This window comes from Mesorhizobium sp. M2A.F.Ca.ET.039.01.1.1 (genome assembly GCF_003998035.1).
Lineage (GTDB): Bacteria > Pseudomonadota > Alphaproteobacteria > Rhizobiales > Rhizobiaceae > Mesorhizobium.
In genome coordinates, this window is record NZ_RZRY01000013.1 from 1 (window position 1) to 17002 (window position 17002).

The following is a 17002-nucleotide window of genomic DNA, read 5'->3' on the forward strand; positions in this document are numbered from 1 at the left end:
GCCGTATATGGGGCAACAGCGATTTGCGGCGCTCGCCGCGAACCTGTTCAAGGAGAAATCACAGCTGCGCAACATTGCCGGCGCGCCCGACCTTGTGATCTCGTTGATGTACCCGATGAAAGGCAACGAAAAGGCGCTCGGGCTCGACTACCGCAAGAACGAAGCACAGCGCATGGCGGCGCTGCGGGCGCGCGACCAGCGCGCCTTGGTCCTGGCGGGTCCGGTAGACCTCGTCCAGGGCGGCCGAGGCTTCATCGGCAGGATTCCGATTTTCGTACCGACAGTGGGCGGCGGTGACCGGTTCTGGGGCATTCTCTCCGCCGTCATCGATGTCGACAGGCTCTTTGCCGCAAGCGGCCTCACCGACCCGGACCTCGATATCGAGGTCGCCCTGACAGGCAAGGACGCGCTGGGCGGCGGCGGCCAGCGCTTCTTCGGCAGCGAGAACGTGGTCAACGGCAACCCGGTAACGGCCGAAGTGGGACTTCCGCTGGGGTCCTGGCAATTGTCGGCGATACCGAAACACGGCTGGCCGGCCACGCCGAAGAATGAGGCCACCTTGTGGGCAACGGTGGCGCTGGCCGGCGCGCTGATTGTGTTGCCCATCCTGATAGCCGGTTGGTTGTTCGGCGAGAGACAGAAGAATTACGCGGAGCTGCGGCGGCTTTCCCAACGCCTTGAGCTTGCGCTAGATGCCTCGGGCATCGGCGTATGGGAACACGACCTCGCCACCTCGCAGCTCGTGTGGGACGATCGCCTCAACGAGATCTATGGCAGGCCGGCTGACGGCCGGCCGCGTGGCTATGACGACTGGGCGCTGACCATTCATCCAGACGACCTGGAGCGCGCAAGAAGGGACTTCGACACGGCGGCAGCAACCCAAGGCCGCTATTCCTCGCAGTACCGTCTTCTCCTTCCTGACGGCACCGTCCGCCATGTGCGCACCCGGGCAGGCTTCCTGCAGGACGTCGACGACACGCCCAAGATGATCGGCGCTGAATGGGACGTGACCAGCGACGTCCTGCTCAATGAGAATCTGGTGCATGAGCGGCAATTGTCGGAATCGAAGAATGCCGAACTTGAGACCGCCAAGGCGCGCATCGAGCACGTTGCGCTGCATGATTCTCTGACGGGCCTGCCCAATCGCCGCTATCTTGATGAGATGCTGGCCGGGGCGCACGATGATCGCACTGCCTTGCTGCATCTCGACCTCGACCGCTTCAAGCACATCAACGACACGCTCGGCCATGCGGCAGGCGACGCCATGCTCATGCATGCCTCGAAGGTCATCAAGGCCAACGTCCGGGCGGCCGACTTCGTGGCGCGCATCGGCGGGGACGAGTTCATCGTGGTGTGCCGCGGACGCAGGGACGATGAACTCGCCGCACTCGCGGACCGGATCATCGAAGAGATGCGCCAACCCGTCGACTATAAGGGCCACCAATGCCGGTTTGGGGTCAGCATCGGGATTGCGGCCAATAGCGGCATCGATGCCAAGCAATTGCTGGTCAATGCCGACCTCGCGCTCTACCGAGCCAAGAGCCGAGGGCGCAACCGTTATGAGTTCTTCAACGAAGAGCTGCAAAGCGAGATCGTGAAGACCAAGCAAACTGCCGACGAGATTCTCGGCGGCTTGGAGCGCAACGAGTTCATTGCCTATTACCAGCCGCAGTTCGACGCCAACACGCTCGAGATCGTCGGTGTCGAAGCGCTGTCGCGCTGGCGCCATCCACAGCGCGGCATCCTCGGCCCCGACGTGTTCCTCCAGGTGGCCGAGGAATTGAACGTGGTCTCGCTCATCGACCGCACGATCCTCGAACAAACGCTCGAGAATTTCCAGCGCTGGTCGCTCGACGGGCTCAACATCCCGCGCGTGTCGGTCAATGTCTCGGCACGAAGGCTGGAAGACAAGGATCTCATCAACGGCCTGCGCAAGCTGGCGATCAAGAAGGGAACCGTTTCATTCGAGCTCGTGGAGTCTATCTTTCTCGACGAGCACGACGACCTTGTCGCTTGGAACATCGAGCACATCAAGGAACTCGGAATCGACATCGAGATCGACGATTTCGGCACGGGCTACGCATCGGTCGTCAGCCTGCTCAAACTGCAACCGCGCCGTCTCAAGATCGACCGGCAGCTCGTCACGCCGATAACCGGCTCGCCGGCGCAGCGGCGGCTGGTGTCGTCAATCATAGAGATCGGCAAATCGCTCGGCATCGGGGTCGTGGCGGAAGGCGTCGAGACGATGGAACATGCGCGCATCCTGAAAGAGCTTGGCTGCGACATCCTGCAGGGCTACGCCTTCGGGCGCCCGATGGACGCAACATCCTTCAGGATCTTCGCGCAGTCGCGGGAGTGGCTGGCAGCGGGATAGCGATGCCGGCTCACCGAGCTGCCATTTGACCGGGCTGTTGCCGGCTGCACGACCCGTTCGGCAAGCGGGCAAACGACAGGACAGCCCTGCCGAGAGGGAGACCCGCTGAAAACCCGGTCATCAAACTGTCACACCAGGCGGCAATCGCCATGGTAGGTTTGCCGCGGCCGCCCCCGCGACCCCGACCGCATCAAGAACCGGCGAAGCCGCCATGAACATCGCCCTCCCCGCCGAAGACACTGATCTCTCGCCCTATCTGCCGGACGAGCACGGGCTGTTCTTCATCTACCATTTCAAGGCCGATGGTTCCCGCACCGCCGATCCCGCCGAGGCGCATTGGAGCTGGCGCAGCTACCAGATCACCGACATGCGCGCCCGCCACGAGATCGGCGCCGAGACGGCCCTGCCGGCGCCGGTGCGCGACGCCTTCCTGTCGCCAAGCCATGGCTGCCAGATCGATTTCGATGACGACTTCCTCTATGGCGACCTGCCGGACCTCAGGCACGATTTTGCCGAGACGCGCGGACTCACGCATTTCCGCTTCGCCTTCAACGACAAGATGCTGGTCGGCGCCCGCAAGCAGCCGCTGGAATCGGTCGACAAGATCCGCAAGCTGGTAGAGAGCGGCACACGGAAATTCCGCACGCCGGCCGAGCTGATCGAAGCGGTGATGGGCCAGTCGCTCGACGGCATGGCGGCCGAGCTCGACAAGATGGGCAACACGCTCGACGGCATCGAGGATCGCATCGTGTGCAATGCATGGCACAATGAGCGCCAGGCGCTGGTCGACGCGCGCCGGCAGCTGGTGCTGATCCACCGGCAGATGGCGACGCTCACCAGCCTCTTCCGCCACCTCGACCATTCGCATCGCAACGAGCTGCCCGACCCGATCAACGACATGGCCACACGCCTCTCGCACCGGGCGCATACGCTGCATCATGACGGCGAGCAGCTGCAGGCGCGCACGCGGCTGCTGCAGGATGAGCTGATGGCGAAGCTTACCGAGCAGTCGAACCAGCTGCTCTACATCCTCTCCGTCATGACGGCGGTCCTGTTGCCGACGACCATCATTTCTGGCCTGTTCGGCATGAATGTCGGCGGCGTGCCGCTGGTCGACACGCCGCACGGCTTTTGGGTGGTGACGGCGATCTCGGTCGTCATAGCCGGCGTTGTTTACAAGATCGTGCGACGGCTCGGGCGCGTGTAGGGCGCCGATCCTATCTCGTCGCCGGCGCCGCCGGCCGCGCTTCGCGGCCCCTGAACATCGACCAGCTGTACATCGCCAGCGCCGTCCAGATCAGCCCGAACGCGATTGCCTGTGTGGTGCCGAACGGCTCACCGAAGATCAGCACGGCGATCAGAAACACCATGGTCGGCGCGATATATTGCATGATGCCTATGGTGGACAGGCGCAGCAGCCTTGCGCCGAAGGCGAAGAGCAGCAGCGGCACGGCGGTGATCGGGCCGCAGCCGATGAGCAAGGCCGTGTCGGCACCGGTGCTGGAGATGAGGTGATCCTGGCCGGTGGCAATCAGGTAGACGATGTAGCAGAGCGCCGGCACCGACAGCAAAAGCACCTCGAGCAGGAAACCCTGGCTCGGGCCGATCGGCAGCGTCTTGCGGAAGAAGCCGTAGGCGGCAAAGGAAAAGGCGAGCGCCAGCGACACCCAGGGCAATTTGCCTGCCTCGACAGTCAGCACCGTCACCGCGATGGCGGCCAGCACAACAGCCGAGATCTGCAGCCGGTCGAGCTTCTCGCCGAGCAGCACGGCGCCGACGATGACATTGACCAGCGGGTTGATGTAGTAGCCCAGCGCGGTCTCGACGGTACGGTCGACCGCGATCGCCCAGACATAGATGCCCCAGTTGACCGAGATCAGCACCGCCGTCAGTGCCGCCATGGCAAGGCTCTTCGGCGAACGGATCGCCGCCTTGAAGTCGGCGGTGCGGCCGGCCCAGAGGAGCACCGCCGCCGCGATCGGCACCGACCAGACGACGCGGTTGGCGATCACCTCGGCAAGCGGCAGATGCGCCACCGCCTTCATATAGAAGGGCAAGAGCCCCCAGAGGAAATAGGCGCCAAGTGCCAGAAGGAAGCCGCGGCGGCCCTTGGCGACTTGATCGGGATCGGCTTTAGCGGTGACCATGGCCCAATGCTATGGCCCAGCGGGCCGCCCAAGACCATCACAAAATTATGATGGATCAACGGAGTTTTGGTGATGGCTCAGCGGGCCGGGACCGCTTCCTTTCCGTGGCGCCGCATCACAATTCGCCTCCGCCGGTCCGCCTACAGAATTTTCTGTTTGCGATGGCCCGCCCGTAGTAATAGCCTCATTTTAGCGCTTGGGGGAATTCTAATATGAAGTGATTCTGGAACCCTTCAATGTCGCGCCTGACAAGTGCCATAAAGAATAGGAAGTATACTTTCTTCCGAGCGCAGCTCGGGGTAAGGCGTCATCTGGCCGACTCGGTCGCCTATCGGGCTTACCGCGCGACAACAGACATCGATTACTTCTTTCACGTTTTCCCGGACCGCAAGCTGATCTATGTGGAAGTACCCAAGGCGGGTTGCACCACAGTCAAGCGACTCCTTTCGATCTGCGCCTACGGAATCAACCATGATGACGATCCCGAAGCATATCATTCGCGTCGAAAATCCGGACTGCTTGCCCCGAGCGACGTCGGCGTAAAACTGTTCGAATCGCTGCTGCGCGACCCGGAGACGCTGATTTTCTCGGTGGTGAGAAATCCATTCTCCAGATTGCGGTCATGTTATCTCAACAAGTTCTATAAGCTCAAACTATCCGACCCAGGAAATACCGGACTGATTGAGCAATTGATGGGCGACATGACCTCATTGTCCTCGTCCGACATCGACCGAGACCAACTGTCTTTCGACAGCTTCGTCAAAGGCGCCTGCACAACGGCTGCTCTCGGCAAGAACGGCCATTGGAGCCTGATGTCAGCAATAATTCCGAATTCGAGCGACTTCAGGATCGAGATCATAAAGCTCGAATCCCTGGCCGAAGGCTTGAATCCTGTCTTGGCCCGATTAGGCGCTTCGGAGGAAATTCGAAACTCGCTGGCAAAACCGCTCAACCAGTCTGCCCCTACGCCAGGAATTGCATGGACCCGGCCGCTGGTTGATCAGGTCAGGCGGGCCTATGCGGAGGATTTCAGGCGGTTCGGTTATGATGCCGACTATCGAGCCGGCTGACGGTCCGAATCCCCCTACTCCGCGGCCACCATCCCAGCCATCTCGCGGTTCTTCATCAGCTTGTAGATGATCGAATCCATAAGCGCCTGGAAGGAGGCGTCGATGATGTTTTCCGAAACGCCGACCGTCCACCAGCGGGCGCCGGTGGAATCATGCGACTCGACCAGGACGCGCGTGATGGCCTCGGTGCCGCCATTGAGGATACGCACCTTGAAGTCGGCGAGCTCGAGATCGACGATCTCGCTTTGGTATTTGCCGAGGTCCTTGCGCAGCGCGATGTCGAGCGCGTTGACCGGGCCGTGGCCTTCCGCCACCGACATCTTCTCCTCGCCATCGACCTCGACCTTCACGATCGCCTCGGAGACGGTCTTCAGATTGCCGTTGGCGTCGAAGCGGCGCTCGACCATGCAGCGGAAGGAGGTGACGTTGAAGAACTCCGGCAAGCCGTGCAGCATTTTTCGCGCGAGCAGCTCGAAGGACGCGTCGGCGCCTTCATAGGCATAGCCTTCGGCCTCGCGCTCCTTGACGACGGCGATCAAGGAGTCGAGCCGGTTGTCGTCCTTCGGCACATCGATGCCGCGCCGCTTCAGCTCGGCGAGGAAATTCGCCTTGCCGCCCTGGTCGGAGACCATGACTCGCCGGCGGTTGCCGACGGCTTCCGGCGGCACATGTTCATAAGTCGCCGGCTCCTTGGCCAGAGCCGAGGCATGGATGCCGGCCTTGGTGGCGAAGGCGGACGAACCGACATAGGGCGCCTGCGCTTCCGGCGCACGGTTGAGCAATTCGTCGAAGGCGCGGGAGAGCCTGGATATTCCGGTCAGATCCTCGGCTGAAATGCCGGTTTCGAAACGGTCGGCGAAGGCGGGCTTCAGCGAAAGCGTTGGGATGATGGTGATCAGATTGGCGTTGCCGCAGCGCTCGCCGATGCCGTTCAACGTGCCCTGGATCTGGCGCACACCAGCTTCTACGGCGGCCAGCGAATTGGCCACCGCCTGTCCAGTGTCGTCATGCGCATGGATGCCGAGATGGTCGCCCGGGATGCCGCCGGCGATCACCTTGCCGACGATTTCGCGCACTTCCGAGGGCTGCGTGCCGCCATTGGTGTCGCACAGCACCACCCAGCGGGCTCCGGCTTCATAGGCGGTCCTGGCGCAGGCCAGCGCGTAATCGGGATTGGCCTTGAAGCCGTCGAAGAAATGCTCGCAGTCGACCATCGCCTCCTTGCCGGCGGCCACCGCCGTCTCGACCGAGGCCTTGATGGACTCCAGATTCTCCTCGTTGGTGCAGCCGAGCGCCACACGGACATGATAGTCCCAGCTCTTGGCGACAAAGCAGATGGCGTCAGACTTCGACTGCACCAGCGCCGCCAGCCCCGGATCGTTGGAGGCCGAGACCCCGGCACGCTTGGTCATGCCGAAGGCGACGAATTTCGCGCTTTCCGTCCGCTTCTTCTGAAAGAAGGCGGTGTCGGTCGGGTTGGCGCCCGGATAGCCGCCCTCGACATAGTCGATCCCGAACGCGTCGAGCAGTTTTGCGATGGCGATCTTGTCCTCGACGGAAAAGTCGATGCCCGGCGTCTGCTGGCCGTCGCGCAGAGTGGTGTCGAAGAGATAGAGGCGTTGTTTCTTCATGGCGATAGCTCGAAATGCCGGGATCCTTCGCGCGCCCCTCTGTCCTGCCGGACATCTCCCCCACTTGGGGGGAGATTGGACGGCACTTCGGCTTTCGCCAATCCCCAGCGTTGCAGGAGAAGCGGCAGGGCCGAAGCTGCTGATCTCCCCCCAAGTGGGGGAGATGGCCGGCAGTCCAGAGGGGGGCGCCGTAGAGCACGAACCTGCATCATTATTTCCCTGCAAACCGATCCGTGGCCCGGATCAGCCGATCCAGAATCCCCGGCTCGGAATAGGCGTGGCCAGCGCCTTCGATGAGGTGGAAATCCGCCTTCGGCCAGGCCTTGTGCAGCGCCCAGGCATATTTCGCCGGGCACGGCATGTCGTAGCGGCCGTGGACGATGGTGCCGGGAATGTCCTTCAGTTTCCAGGCGTCGCGGAGCAGTTGCCCTTCCTCCAGCCAGCCGGCATGGACGAAATAGTGGTTCTCGATGCGGGCGAAGGCGATGGCGTAGTCATCCTGGCCGAACGGATCGCTGGTCTCGGGTTCGGGAAGCAGCGTGATCGTCTCGCCCTCCCAGATGCTCCAGGCGCGGGCGGCCTCCACTTGGCGCGCGCGGTCGGAGCCGACCAGCCGCTTGCGGTAAGCGGCCATCATGTCGCCGCGCTCGGCCTCGGGGATCGGCGCGAGAAAACGCTCCCATTTGTCGGGAAACATCTCGGAGACGCCGAACTGATAATACCATTCGAGCTCGGCCCGGGTGAGCGTGTAGATGCCGCGCACGATGAGCTCGCTGACGCGCTCGGGATGCGTCTCGGCATAGGCGAGCGCCAGCGTCGAGCCCCAGGAACCGCCGAAGACCAGCCATTTGTCGAAGCCGGCCATCTCGCGCAGGCGCTCGATGTCGGCGACGAGATGCCAGGTGGTGTTGGCTTCCAGCGAGGCGTTGGGCGTCGATTTCCCGCAGCCGCGCTGGTCGAACAGGATGACGTCGTAGAGCTTCGGGTCGAACAGGCACCGGTGCTTTGGCGAGATTGTGCCGCCCGGGCCGCCATGCAGGAACACGGCGGGCTTGGCGCCCCTGGTGCCGCAGCGCTCGCAATAGATGGTGTGGCCGTCGCCGACATCGAGCATGCCCGACTCGAACGGCTCGATCTCGGGATAGAGGCTGCGCAAGGAACCACTGTGGATCGTCATAGTTTCAAGCCCTGCTGCGGCCAGTTGGCCGTCTCGTGGTCGGGGTGCTGGAAGGAGATGATCTGCTCCTGCCGTCGGTAGAAATCGGGATCGTCGAGGATCGGCGCCTCGAAGATCTTCTCCACCCAGGGCAGCCGCACCGCGTAGTTGACCTGGATCTGCGGCGCGAGATCGGAGCGGTCGTCGAACGCGCCGATGGCGATCTCCAGCGCGCCCGGCTGGCGGTAGGTCAGCGGCGTGCCGCAGCGGGCGCAGAAGCCGCGGTCGATGTTGACCGAGGACTGGAAATAGGTCGGCTCCTCATGGGTCCATTCGACGCCGTCCTTCGGCACCGTCACGAGCGCGCCGAAGAAATTGCCGAACTGCTTTTGGCACATGCGGCAATGGCAGATGGACGGGCGTCCGAGCTTGCCGTGCACGCGAAAACGCACGGCGCCGCACTGGCAGCCGCCGGTTCGAACTTGATCGGTCATGGTCTTTCCTCCGGCGGCCATTGGTCGGTGTCGTGGTCTGGATGCTGATAGGAGACGAGCTCGGCGAGGTAAGGCGCAGAGGCGATATCGGCCATCGTGTCCTCGGACGGCAGCTTGGGGATGCCGTCGACATAGGGGAGCTTCGCCTCCGTCCCCCACTGGATGGTCGGCGCGATGCCGGTCGGGTCATCGAAGGTGGCGATCGCCAATGCGATACCGTCGGGCGCCTCGAAGGTCAGCGGCGTGCCGCATTCGGCGCAGAAGCCGCGCCAGGCGGCGTTGGACGAACGGAAGCGTTTCGGCTCGCCGCGCGTCCAGTCGAGCGTGGCGCCGCGCACCGACACCAGCGGCAGGTAGAAATTGCCGCTCGCCTTCTGGCACATGCGGCAATGGCAGACCGAGGCGTCGCCCAACGCGCCTTCGACGCGGAAGCGCACGGCGCCGCACTGGCAGCCGCCGGTGTAGATCGGCCTGTTGTCGAGGCTCATCGCTCACTCCGTTTCATGGGCTGCCTTAGGGGCTCATTCCGGGTCATGACAGACCGCCTCGACATTGTTGCCGTCGGGATCGAAGACGAAGGCGCCGTAGTAGTTCGGATGATAGTGCGGACGCAGGCCCGGCGCGCCATTGTCCCTGCCGCCGGCGGCAAGCGCTGCCGCATGGAAGGCGTCGACCTCAGCGCGGCTGCGCGCGGTGAAGGCGATGTGCTGGTGATCCTTCGGCTTCTCCTTGCCGGCACTCACCCAGAACACCGGCCGGTCGCGGCCATAACCGCCGACCTTGGCGCCGCCGGTGTATTCCTCCGGCACCATGTAGAGCAGCGAAGCCCCCAACGGCGCCATCGCCTTGTCGTAGAAAGCCTTCGACGCGTCGAAATCGAAAACGGTGATGCCGAGATGATCGATCACAGGACGAGCTCCTCCCTTGGTGGCGCGGCGGCCAGCCCGGCCACGATGACGATGTGCTGGCAGACATTGTCGATAACGCGGATCACGTCGTCGTTCCAGAAGCGCAGGATGGTCCAGCCTAGAGCTTCAAGCTTCGCGGTTCGCGCGACGTCGGACGCCGAAACTTCGGCAAGAGCGTGCTGAGAGCCATCAATCTCGACGATCAGCTTCTTGCTGGGGCAGGCAAAATCGACGATGTAGCCAGCTATGGGCATCTGACGCCTGAACGCCATTCCCATCAGCCTATCAGCACGGACCTCATTCCAAAGCTTCAACTCGGCATCGGTCATCGCCTTGCGCATCTTGCGCGCATTGCCGCGATTGGCGGGAGATACCCGATGATGAGTCATTGCGAGGCCCCCCTCTCTGCCCTGCCGGGCATCTCCGCCTCAAGGGGGGAGATCAGCAGCTTCGCCGACGGCGCCCAATCTTCAACGTTGACGGTTGGCGAAAGCCCAGGCGACATCCAATCTCCCCCCTTGAGGGGGAGATGTCCGGCAGGACAGAGAGGGGGGCCTCGCTCCAACCTCTCCCGTATGGAGGCATCCACCTTCACCGCTTGATCTCCCACGTCGTCACACGCGCGCCGGTGACAGGATCCTTGCCGTCCTTCAACTGCACGCCCTGAGCCAAAAGCTCGTGGCGGATGCGATCAGCCTCGGCCCAGTTCTTGGCAGCGATAAACTCCAGACGATCCGCGATGGCCTTGGCGACCGCCGTCTCGTCCACCTTGGCCGCGCCGACGTCGAAGCCGAGGAAGGCCAGTGCCGCTTTCAACGAAGCGGCGGCGGCATTGCCACCATCGCCGCCAGCCTCGACCGCCTCGCCGGCAAGCTGCGTCAGCCGCTGGAAGGCGGTGTAGGTGGCAAGGTCATCCGAGAGCGCTTCCACCACTTCGGCCGGCAGGTCCTTCGCGGCCGCGGGCGCAAGATCGGCCGCGCGCTTCCATTTGCGCAGCGTGTTTTCCGCCTCCTCCAGCTTGCGCACGGAGAAGTCGATCGGCTCGCGATAGTGCGTCATCAGCATCGCCAGCCTGAGCACCTCGCCCGGCCAGGTGCGGCCGCCGAAGGTCTCGGTCTCCAGCAATTCGTGGATCGAGTAGAAATTGCCGAGGCTCTTCGACATCTTTTGGCCTTCGACCTGCAGGAAGCCGTTGTGCATCCACACGTTGGCCATGACCTTGGTGCCGTGGGCGCAGCGCGACTGGGCGATCTCGTTTTCGTGGTGCGGGAAGATCAGGTCCAGCCCGCCGCCATGGATGTCGAAGACCTCGCCGAGATAGGCGGCCGACATGGCCGAGCACTCGATGTGCCAGCCGGGCCGGCCCCTGCCCCACGGGCTTTCCCAGCCGGGCTCTTCCGGGCTCGACAATTTCCACAGCACGAAATCGCCGGGATTCTTCTTGTGCGCGTCGACGGCGATGCGCGCGCCGGCCTGCTGCTCGTCGAGATTGCGCTTGGAGAGCTCGCCATAATCCGGCATCGAGGCGGTGTCGAACAGCACCTCGCCGCCGGCGACATAGGCATGGCCGCGCTCGATCAGCTGGCGGATCAGCGACAGCATGTCGGCCTTGCCGTCGGCGCGGGGTGCGACGAACTCCGTCGCCCGCGGCTCGTAGGTCGGCTGCAGGCAGCCAAGCGCGGCGACATCCTTGTGGTACTGGTCGGCGGTCTTTTCGGTGACCTTGCGGATCGCATCGTTGAGCGACAACTTCCCGGCCGCGATCTCGCCGCCGAAGTCTCGCAGCGCCCTGGCGTTTATCTTGTCGTCGACATCCGTGATGTTGCGCACATACGTGACGTGCTTTTCGCCGTAGAGTTGGCGCAACAGGCGGAAAAGCACATCGAAGACGATCGCCGGCCTGGCATTGCCGATATGGGCAAAGTCGTAAACGGTCGGGCCGCAGACATACATGCGCACGTTTTGCGGGTCGATCGGAACGAACGGTTCCTTCGTCCGCGTCAGCGTGTTGTAGAGGCTGAGGCCCTTCGATGGTTCAGACATACGTGCCCTTCCGATCCCTTAGACTTGGATGGAGCCTTGCCTGCGCCACGGCGCAAAACAGGCTCCAGCCTGCTGGCCGGGGCGTTTTTTCCGATCTGGGGAAAGATGAGGCGAAAACGTCCGGACCAGCGCGAGGCTAGCCAATAATGCAAATGCCACAAATGGCGAAAGACGTTTTCATGGCCGGCTTTATCGCGCCGGCGGGTGTTGCCGTCAAGTCGCTCGGCTTAGGAAAGATGTCGTTGGATCACAGGTAAAGACCTGGCGAAACATTTTATTAAACATGTCGGCACAGTGATGAAACATTCGCCGGCTAGACCGCCCGGTGTCACGATTTGGACGGAATCAGCCGCCAAACGCTGAACACGAAACCGTTACCAGGGAAGAGAATCATGGCTCGCAGCAAGCAGGAACAGATCCGACAAACGCAGCCCGCGCTGGCCAACCACTACCGCGCGATCGGCCCGGCGGCCATCGTCGCCGCCCTCCTCCACACCGCGAAGAAGAAGAAGCCCGCGCAGAAGATCGTCTCGCCGCGCGCCGCCTGAAACGGCGCGACCGGCACGGTCTCCGACGATGGAGACGGCGGTGACGAGGGCGCCACGAGCGCCCTGGGGATGAAGGCCCCAAAGCAGCCTTTCGGGCAGGCAGCCTTCTGTTGGATGGTTTGACGCAATTCCGAACGGAAAACCGTTCCACACTTTTCCTGGAATTGCTCTAAAACAAGCTCATCTGGTTTTCGTCCGCGCCAGGCTTCTGGCGCCTGGGCTTTTCAACTTGCGGCGAAACGATGCCGCGCTCCTGGATCTCCGGCCCGGTGTTGGCGACCTTGTTGACCAGGTCGGAAACCGGTATCGCCTCGAAGAAATCGGGCTCGGCGGGCTTCAGCAGATCGAGCACGTGGCGCGGCTCCTGCGTGCGGCAGTCGAGCCAGCGGGCGAAGTCGCGCTCCTCGATCATCACCGGCATGCGATCGTGGATATGGGCGATACCGGCACTGGCCTCAGTCGTGATGATCGCGCCGGTGTCCATCTCGGAACCACCGGGCTCGGAGTAAGTCTCGATCAGGCCGGCGAAGGCGACCACGCCGCCGCGGCGCGGGCGGATCCAGTAGGGCTGCCCCTTGGCCGAACCCGATTGCTGCCATTCGTAGAAGCCCGATGCCGGCACAAGAGCGCGGCGGTGGCGCATGGCGGTCTTGAACGATGCTTTTTGCAACACGCCCTCGGAACGGGCGTTGATGAGCAGCGGAAACGCCTTGGTGTCCTCGACCCAAGCGGGAATCAGGCCCCAGCGCACCAGCATCGCCTGGCGGTCCGGCAGGTTGGACCCGGGTTCCCGCGGCGGGCCGGCAAGCGCCATCAGCACCGGCTGTGTCGGCGCGATGTTCTAGCGGGCCGGAAATCCCTCCAGTTCGGCCAGGCCGAGGAAGGCGGCGGTCTGGTCCGGCGTGGCGGTCAGGGCAAAGCGTCCGCACATGGATCTGGGCTTTTCGAGTGACGTGCCATCAAAAGTGGCGATGGAACCGCCACGCCGCAACGGCTAAAGCTGGATTCGCCCAATCGGTCCACAAAAGCCTGCAGAAGGATCGGCACGCATGGAAAAGCGCAAGATCATACCGGCCGTTTCGGTCGCGGTCGTGCGCGACGGCACCGTGCTTCTGGTCAAGCGTGGGCGGGCGCCATCGCAAGGGCTCTATGCCTATCCAGGCGGCAAGGTCGAACCGGGCGAAACGCTGGCGGAGGCTGCCGCACGGGAGTTGCGGGAAGAGACCGGACTTGAAGCCATCGACTACCGCCCGCTGCGCGACATCCATATCGACGGCAGCGGTGAAAACCACGCGGTCGACTATCTGCTGACGGTGTTCGGCGCCGCCTATGCCGACGGCGAACCAGTGGCCAGCGACGATGCCGAGACCGCGGCATTCTACACGCTGGCGCAAATGGCTGACATGCCGCTTGCCGATGCAGTGCTTGAGGTTGCGGTAGCGTTGCTTAACGATTCGCACAAGTAGCTTCGAGAATGCAACGCCATGACTTCAGACGTTTGCGCTGCCCCTCACCTGCCTGCCGGCATCCTCTCCCCGTATAGTGACGGGGAGAGGGACGCTGTCGCCAGCGATTTCGCCAACCGCCAACTGGCAGGGAATGCGCCAGCGCTGCACCATGCCCTTTCTTCCCGTCACTATACGGGGAGAAATGCCCGGCAGGGCAATGAGGGGCGGCGCCAACCTGGACAAGTTGAATTCCAACGGGCAAAGCGCTTTCATCCGATGGCCAATGCCAACAGCCTCACAGTCGCCTTGTGGACAACGAACTGTTCGATCACATAAGTCTATGACCCGCGCTTCCCCTCTTCTCGCCGCGTGCCTCGCTGTCGGCATCGCCGCTTCGCCGGTTCCGGCGCGCGCCGCCGAGGCGCCGTTCGAGCCGGGGCTGATGCGGCTGGCGGAAGTGCTGGGATCGCTGCATTTTCTGCGCAACCTGTGCGGTGAAAAGGGCGACCAGTGGCGGGTCGAAATGGAAAAGCTGCTCGAATCGGAAAATCCGGACCCTGACCGGCGCGCGCGCTTCATCGCCTCCTTCAACCGCGGCTACCGCTCCTTCAGCGGCACCTATACACGATGCACGCCTTCGGCGACCGAGGCCATCGCCCGCTACATGAAGGAAGGCGAGACGCTGTCGCGCGACATCGCTTCGCGCTACGGGAACTGAGGCGGCTCGGGCCGCCAATACGTTTTGCCCAGATTTCTTGCGACAATTGGCGCCAATGTGATGTGCCTTATTGTCTCCTGTCCCGCTCTGGTGCAATCATCTGTTGCGGTTTCGCAACAGTATTAATGAAACGTTAGCGCGCGATTGCGGAATTAACTCAAACTGAAGGTTTTGATGCCGCAAGCCGGCCTAATCGGCTAAGCTCGGCATCGATTGAGCGCAGTCTCGCCGACAATGTGAATTTCGACCCTAAAAATGTCGTATTTACAATGACTTACTTGAGACTGCGGACGAACTGACAGCCCAAGCCGGATCCACTGTTGGATCGCCGCTTGCAGTAAGGTGGACATCGCAATGGAACATGGTGTCAGCGACATCGACGCATTGGTCAGGGAAGAAAAACGCCTGACCGCCGTTGAGAGCCACAGCGAGGCATGGGCGGAAGGCCTGTCGGCCGGCATCGAGCCGGAAATCATCGCCGAGGCGGCGTTGGAGACGGCTTTCGGCGAGATGTTGCGCGCCAATGGCGAGACCTCGGCGCTGGCGCTGCTCGACCGCATGCGGGAAAAGGTGATCGCCGGCGCCTTCGAGCCTGAACGGCTGAAGCACTGAGCGTTTCACGGAAACGGCGAACCACTCTATCTCTTTGTTTTTACGCAATTCCGGACGGAAAACCGCTCACACTTTTCCTGGAATTGCTCTAGTCATCTGTTTTGACAGCGACTTTTCGACAGTGACTTTTGACGAGTGCACGCCGTTTGGGCATCATGCCCATGCGCTTGACCATTCAAGGCGCCGCCCGGATCAGGCCGGGGAACAATGGAGAGGCAAGCGGTGAGATTTTCGATGTCAGGCCGGCCGCGCGGGCTGACGCTCAACATCCTGATCGCCGCTTCCTGCCTCGCGCTGCCTTTGTGCCTCGCCAGCACGCCTTCCTACGCACTGAGTGAGATCCAGCGCGAGGACCTGCCTTCCCCGGTGGCCCCGCCCGCCGACAGCGACAGCGCCGCGCCTGGCGCGACCGTGCCGATGCCGGAAGCGCCCGGCTCCAAGCCTTCGGACAGCGGCCAGCCGGCAGACGACACCGACAAGTCGGAGCCGGAAACGCCGCCCGCCAATGGCGGCATCACCAGCCCGCGCGCCGATCCGGACGCGCCGCCGCCGGCGGTCGTCTACGACCTCAACACGCTTCCTGAACCGGTCAAGCGCATGCATGGGCTGATCATCGAGGCCTGCCGTACCGGCGACATCGAGAAGCTGCGGCCGCTGATCGGCAAGGGCGATTCCATGACGCAATTGTCGCTGGGCGATATCGACGGCGACCCGATCACCTTTCTCAAGGGCCTCTCGGGCGACGGCGACGGCCAGGAGATCCTCGCCATCCTTGAAGAGGTGCTTTCGGCCGGCTATGTCCATGTCGACACCGGCACGCCGCAGGAACTCTATGTCTGGCCGTATTTCTTCGCGCTGCCGCTCGACAAGCTCGATGCCAGGCAACGCGTCGAATTGTTCAAGCTGGTCACGGCTAGCGATTATGACGACATGAAGCAGTTCGGCGCCTATATCTTCTACCGCGTCGGCATCACGCCGACAGGGCAGTGGCTGTTCTTTGTGGCCGGGGATTGAACCCCTTAGACCGGCAGCGCCTCGGAAAATTCCACCGCCCTGCCCTGGCCGGGTGTCGCGATCTCACCTTCCCACATGACGCGATTGCCGCGCAGGATGGTGCCGACCGGCCAGCCGGTGACCTCCCTGCCGTCATAGGGTGTCCAGCCGGCTTTGGAGCCGGCCTGGGCGTTGGTGATGGTCTCGCGCCGCTTCATATCGACGATGGTGAAATCGGCATCGTAGCCGGCGGCGATGCGGCCCTTCCTGGCCATGCCGAAGATGCGCTGCGGGCCGTGGCTGGAAAGGTCGACGAAGCGCTGCAGCGTGAGCCGGCCGGCGTTCACATGGTCCAACATGATCGGCACCAGCGTCTGCACGCCGGTCATACCGGACGGCGAGGCCGGATAGGCCTTTGCCTTCTCGGCCAGCGTATGCGGCGCATGGTCTGATCCCAGTACATCGACGATGCCTTGATGAATGCCGTGCCAGACGCCGTCGCGGTGGCGAGCCGCGCGCACCGGCGGGTTCATCTGGATCAGCGTGCCAAGCCTGGCATAGTCGTCCGCCGTCAGCGTCAGATGATGCGGCGTCGCTTCGCAGGTCGCGACATCCTTGTGCTGCTCGAGGAAGACGATTTCTTCCGCGGTCGAGATGTGCAGCACATGGATGCGCGCGCGCGTCTGCCTGGCGATGCGCACCAGGCGCTCGGTGCAGCGCAGCGCCGCGATCTCGTCGCGCCAGACGGGATGCGACGACGGATCGCCCTCGACGCGCTCGCCGAGCCGCTCGCGCAGACGGAATTCGTCTTCCGAATGGAAGGCGGAGCGGCGGCGGGTGTTGCGCAGGATCGAGGCGAC

17 protein-coding genes and 1 pseudogene are annotated in these 17002 nt (G+C 63.1%); 8 read left to right on the forward strand and 10 right to left on the reverse strand.

Annotation, left to right across the window (positions count from 1 at the left end; all coding sequences use genetic code 11):
• Positions 1–2374 (forward strand): EAL domain-containing protein (locus EOA24_RS02660; protein WP_127409550.1); only part of this gene is annotated, 2374 nt, incomplete at its 5' end.
• Positions 2375–2585: 211 nt separating this feature from the next.
• Positions 2586–3581, forward strand: coding sequence for a transporter (locus tag EOA24_RS02665; RefSeq protein WP_126078284.1), 996 nt, complete (start codon positions 2586–2588; stop codon positions 3579–3581).
• A gap of 10 nt (positions 3582–3591) precedes the next feature.
• Here EOA24_RS02665 and rarD read toward each other — a convergent pair whose 3' ends face one another.
• On the reverse strand, positions 3592–4521 hold the full coding sequence (gene rarD, locus EOA24_RS02670) for an EamA family transporter RarD (RefSeq protein ID WP_126078285.1): 930 nt from the start codon (positions 4519–4521) through the stop codon (positions 3592–3594).
• 236 nt (positions 4522–4757) lie between these two features.
• On the opposite strand from rarD, the gene EOA24_RS02675 reads away from it, so the two are divergent.
• Positions 4758–5591: a sulfotransferase family 2 domain-containing protein gene (locus tag EOA24_RS02675; protein WP_126078286.1), complete on the forward strand. Its 834-nt coding sequence runs from the start codon at positions 4758–4760 to the stop codon at positions 5589–5591.
• A 14-nt stretch (positions 5592–5605) separates the two neighbouring features.
• On the opposite strand, the gene cimA is transcribed toward EOA24_RS02675, so the two are convergent.
• The 7 genes from cimA to cysS all read right to left on the reverse strand — a co-directional run bounded on the left by cimA (position 5606) and on the right by cysS (position 11823).
• Positions 5606–7222, reverse strand: coding sequence for a citramalate synthase (cimA, locus tag EOA24_RS02680; RefSeq protein WP_126078287.1), 1617 nt, complete (start codon positions 7220–7222; stop codon positions 5606–5608).
• A gap of 211 nt (positions 7223–7433) precedes the next feature.
• Positions 7434–8399, reverse strand: coding sequence for a prolyl aminopeptidase (gene pip / locus EOA24_RS02690; RefSeq protein WP_126078289.1), 966 nt, complete (start codon positions 8397–8399; stop codon positions 7434–7436).
• Positions 8396–8872, reverse strand: coding sequence for a GFA family protein (locus EOA24_RS02695; protein ID WP_108702816.1), 477 nt, complete (start codon positions 8870–8872; stop codon positions 8396–8398). The genes pip and EOA24_RS02695 overlap by 4 nt, the downstream gene beginning before the upstream one ends.
• Positions 8869–9360, reverse strand: coding sequence for a GFA family protein (locus tag EOA24_RS02700; protein ID WP_126078290.1), 492 nt, complete (start codon positions 9358–9360; stop codon positions 8869–8871). Before EOA24_RS02700 ends, EOA24_RS02695 begins: the two co-directional genes overlap by 4 nt.
• Positions 9361–9393: 33 nt before the next feature.
• The gene (locus tag EOA24_RS02705) at positions 9394–9780 is read right to left on the reverse strand and encodes a VOC family protein (protein WP_126078291.1); all 387 of its coding nucleotides are present in this window, start codon (positions 9778–9780) and stop codon (positions 9394–9396) included.
• Positions 9777–10121 (reverse strand): endonuclease domain-containing protein, encoded by a 345-nt coding sequence (locus EOA24_RS02710; protein WP_245467156.1) that lies wholly within the window; start codon positions 10119–10121, stop codon positions 9777–9779. The genes EOA24_RS02705 and EOA24_RS02710 overlap by 4 nt, the downstream gene beginning before the upstream one ends.
• A gap of 250 nt (positions 10122–10371) precedes the next feature.
• On the reverse strand, positions 10372–11823 hold the full coding sequence (gene cysS, locus EOA24_RS02720) for a cysteine--tRNA ligase (protein WP_126078293.1): 1452 nt from the start codon (positions 11821–11823) through the stop codon (positions 10372–10374).
• 392 nt (positions 11824–12215) lie between these two features.
• On the opposite strand from cysS, the gene EOA24_RS02725 reads away from it, so the two are divergent.
• Positions 12216–12371, forward strand: coding sequence for a hypothetical protein (locus EOA24_RS02725; protein WP_108702811.1), 156 nt, complete (start codon positions 12216–12218; stop codon positions 12369–12371).
• A gap of 169 nt (positions 12372–12540) precedes the next feature.
• On the opposite strand, the pseudogene EOA24_RS02730 reads toward EOA24_RS02725, so the two are convergent.
• A pseudogene (locus EOA24_RS02730) lies at positions 12541–13302 on the reverse strand (SOS response-associated peptidase).
• Positions 13303–13420: 118 nt separating this feature from the next.
• On the opposite strand from EOA24_RS02730, the gene EOA24_RS02735 reads away from it, so the two are divergent.
• The 4 genes from EOA24_RS02735 (at position 13421) to EOA24_RS02755 (ending at position 16163) form a co-directional block, all read left to right on the forward strand.
• A complete protein-coding gene (locus tag EOA24_RS02735) occupies positions 13421–13837 on the forward strand; it encodes an NUDIX hydrolase (protein ID WP_126078294.1) in 417 nt (138 codons plus the stop codon).
• Positions 13838–14159: 322 nt separating this feature from the next.
• Positions 14160–14537, forward strand: a complete 378-nt coding sequence (locus EOA24_RS02745) for a TIGR02301 family protein (protein WP_126083460.1) — start codon at positions 14160–14162, stop codon at positions 14535–14537.
• 354 nt (positions 14538–14891) lie between these two features.
• The gene (locus tag EOA24_RS02750; protein ID WP_040984202.1) at positions 14892–15149 is read left to right on the forward strand and encodes a hypothetical protein; all 258 of its coding nucleotides are present in this window, start codon (positions 14892–14894) and stop codon (positions 15147–15149) included.
• Positions 15150–15371: 222 nt separating this feature from the next.
• Entirely contained in the window at positions 15372–16163 is a 792-nt protein-coding gene (locus tag EOA24_RS02755; RefSeq protein ID WP_189343191.1) for a hypothetical protein, read from the forward strand.
• A gap of 5 nt (positions 16164–16168) precedes the next feature.
• Here the strand turns inward: EOA24_RS02755 and EOA24_RS42780 are convergent.
• Positions 16169–17002 (reverse strand): dihydroorotase (locus EOA24_RS42780; protein WP_245501747.1); only part of this gene is annotated, 834 nt, incomplete at its 5' end.

What these genes read in the sequence shown, in the direction of transcription:
- EOA24_RS02665 (WP_126078284.1), top strand. Translation starts at nt 2,586, where the DNA reads ATGAACATCGCCCTCCCCGCCGAAGACACTGATCTCTCGCCCTATCTG.
- rarD (WP_126078285.1), bottom strand. Translation starts at nt 4,521, where the DNA reads ATGGTCACCGCTAAAGCCGATCCCGATCAAGTCGCCAAGGGCCGCCGC.
- EOA24_RS02675 (WP_126078286.1), top strand. Translation starts at nt 4,758, where the DNA reads ATGTCGCGCCTGACAAGTGCCATAAAGAATAGGAAGTATACTTTCTTC.
- cimA (WP_126078287.1), bottom strand. Translation starts at nt 7,222, where the DNA reads ATGAAGAAACAACGCCTCTATCTCTTCGACACCACTCTGCGCGACGGC.
- pip (WP_126078289.1), bottom strand. Translation starts at nt 8,399, where the DNA reads ATGACGATCCACAGTGGTTCCTTGCGCAGCCTCTATCCCGAGATCGAG.
- EOA24_RS02695 (WP_108702816.1), bottom strand. Translation starts at nt 8,872, where the DNA reads ATGACCGATCAAGTTCGAACCGGCGGCTGCCAGTGCGGCGCCGTGCGT.
- EOA24_RS02700 (WP_126078290.1), bottom strand. Translation starts at nt 9,360, where the DNA reads ATGAGCCTCGACAACAGGCCGATCTACACCGGCGGCTGCCAGTGCGGC.
- EOA24_RS02710 (WP_245467156.1), bottom strand. Translation starts at nt 10,121, where the DNA reads ATGCGCAAGGCGATGACCGATGCCGAGTTGAAGCTTTGGAATGAGGTC.
- cysS (WP_126078293.1), bottom strand. Translation starts at nt 11,823, where the DNA reads ATGTCTGAACCATCGAAGGGCCTCAGCCTCTACAACACGCTGACGCGG.
- EOA24_RS02725 (WP_108702811.1), top strand. Translation starts at nt 12,216, where the DNA reads ATGGCTCGCAGCAAGCAGGAACAGATCCGACAAACGCAGCCCGCGCTG.
- EOA24_RS02735 (WP_126078294.1), top strand. Translation starts at nt 13,421, where the DNA reads ATGGAAAAGCGCAAGATCATACCGGCCGTTTCGGTCGCGGTCGTGCGC.
- EOA24_RS02745 (WP_126083460.1), top strand. Translation starts at nt 14,160, where the DNA reads ATGACCCGCGCTTCCCCTCTTCTCGCCGCGTGCCTCGCTGTCGGCATC.
- EOA24_RS02750 (WP_040984202.1), top strand. Translation starts at nt 14,892, where the DNA reads ATGGAACATGGTGTCAGCGACATCGACGCATTGGTCAGGGAAGAAAAA.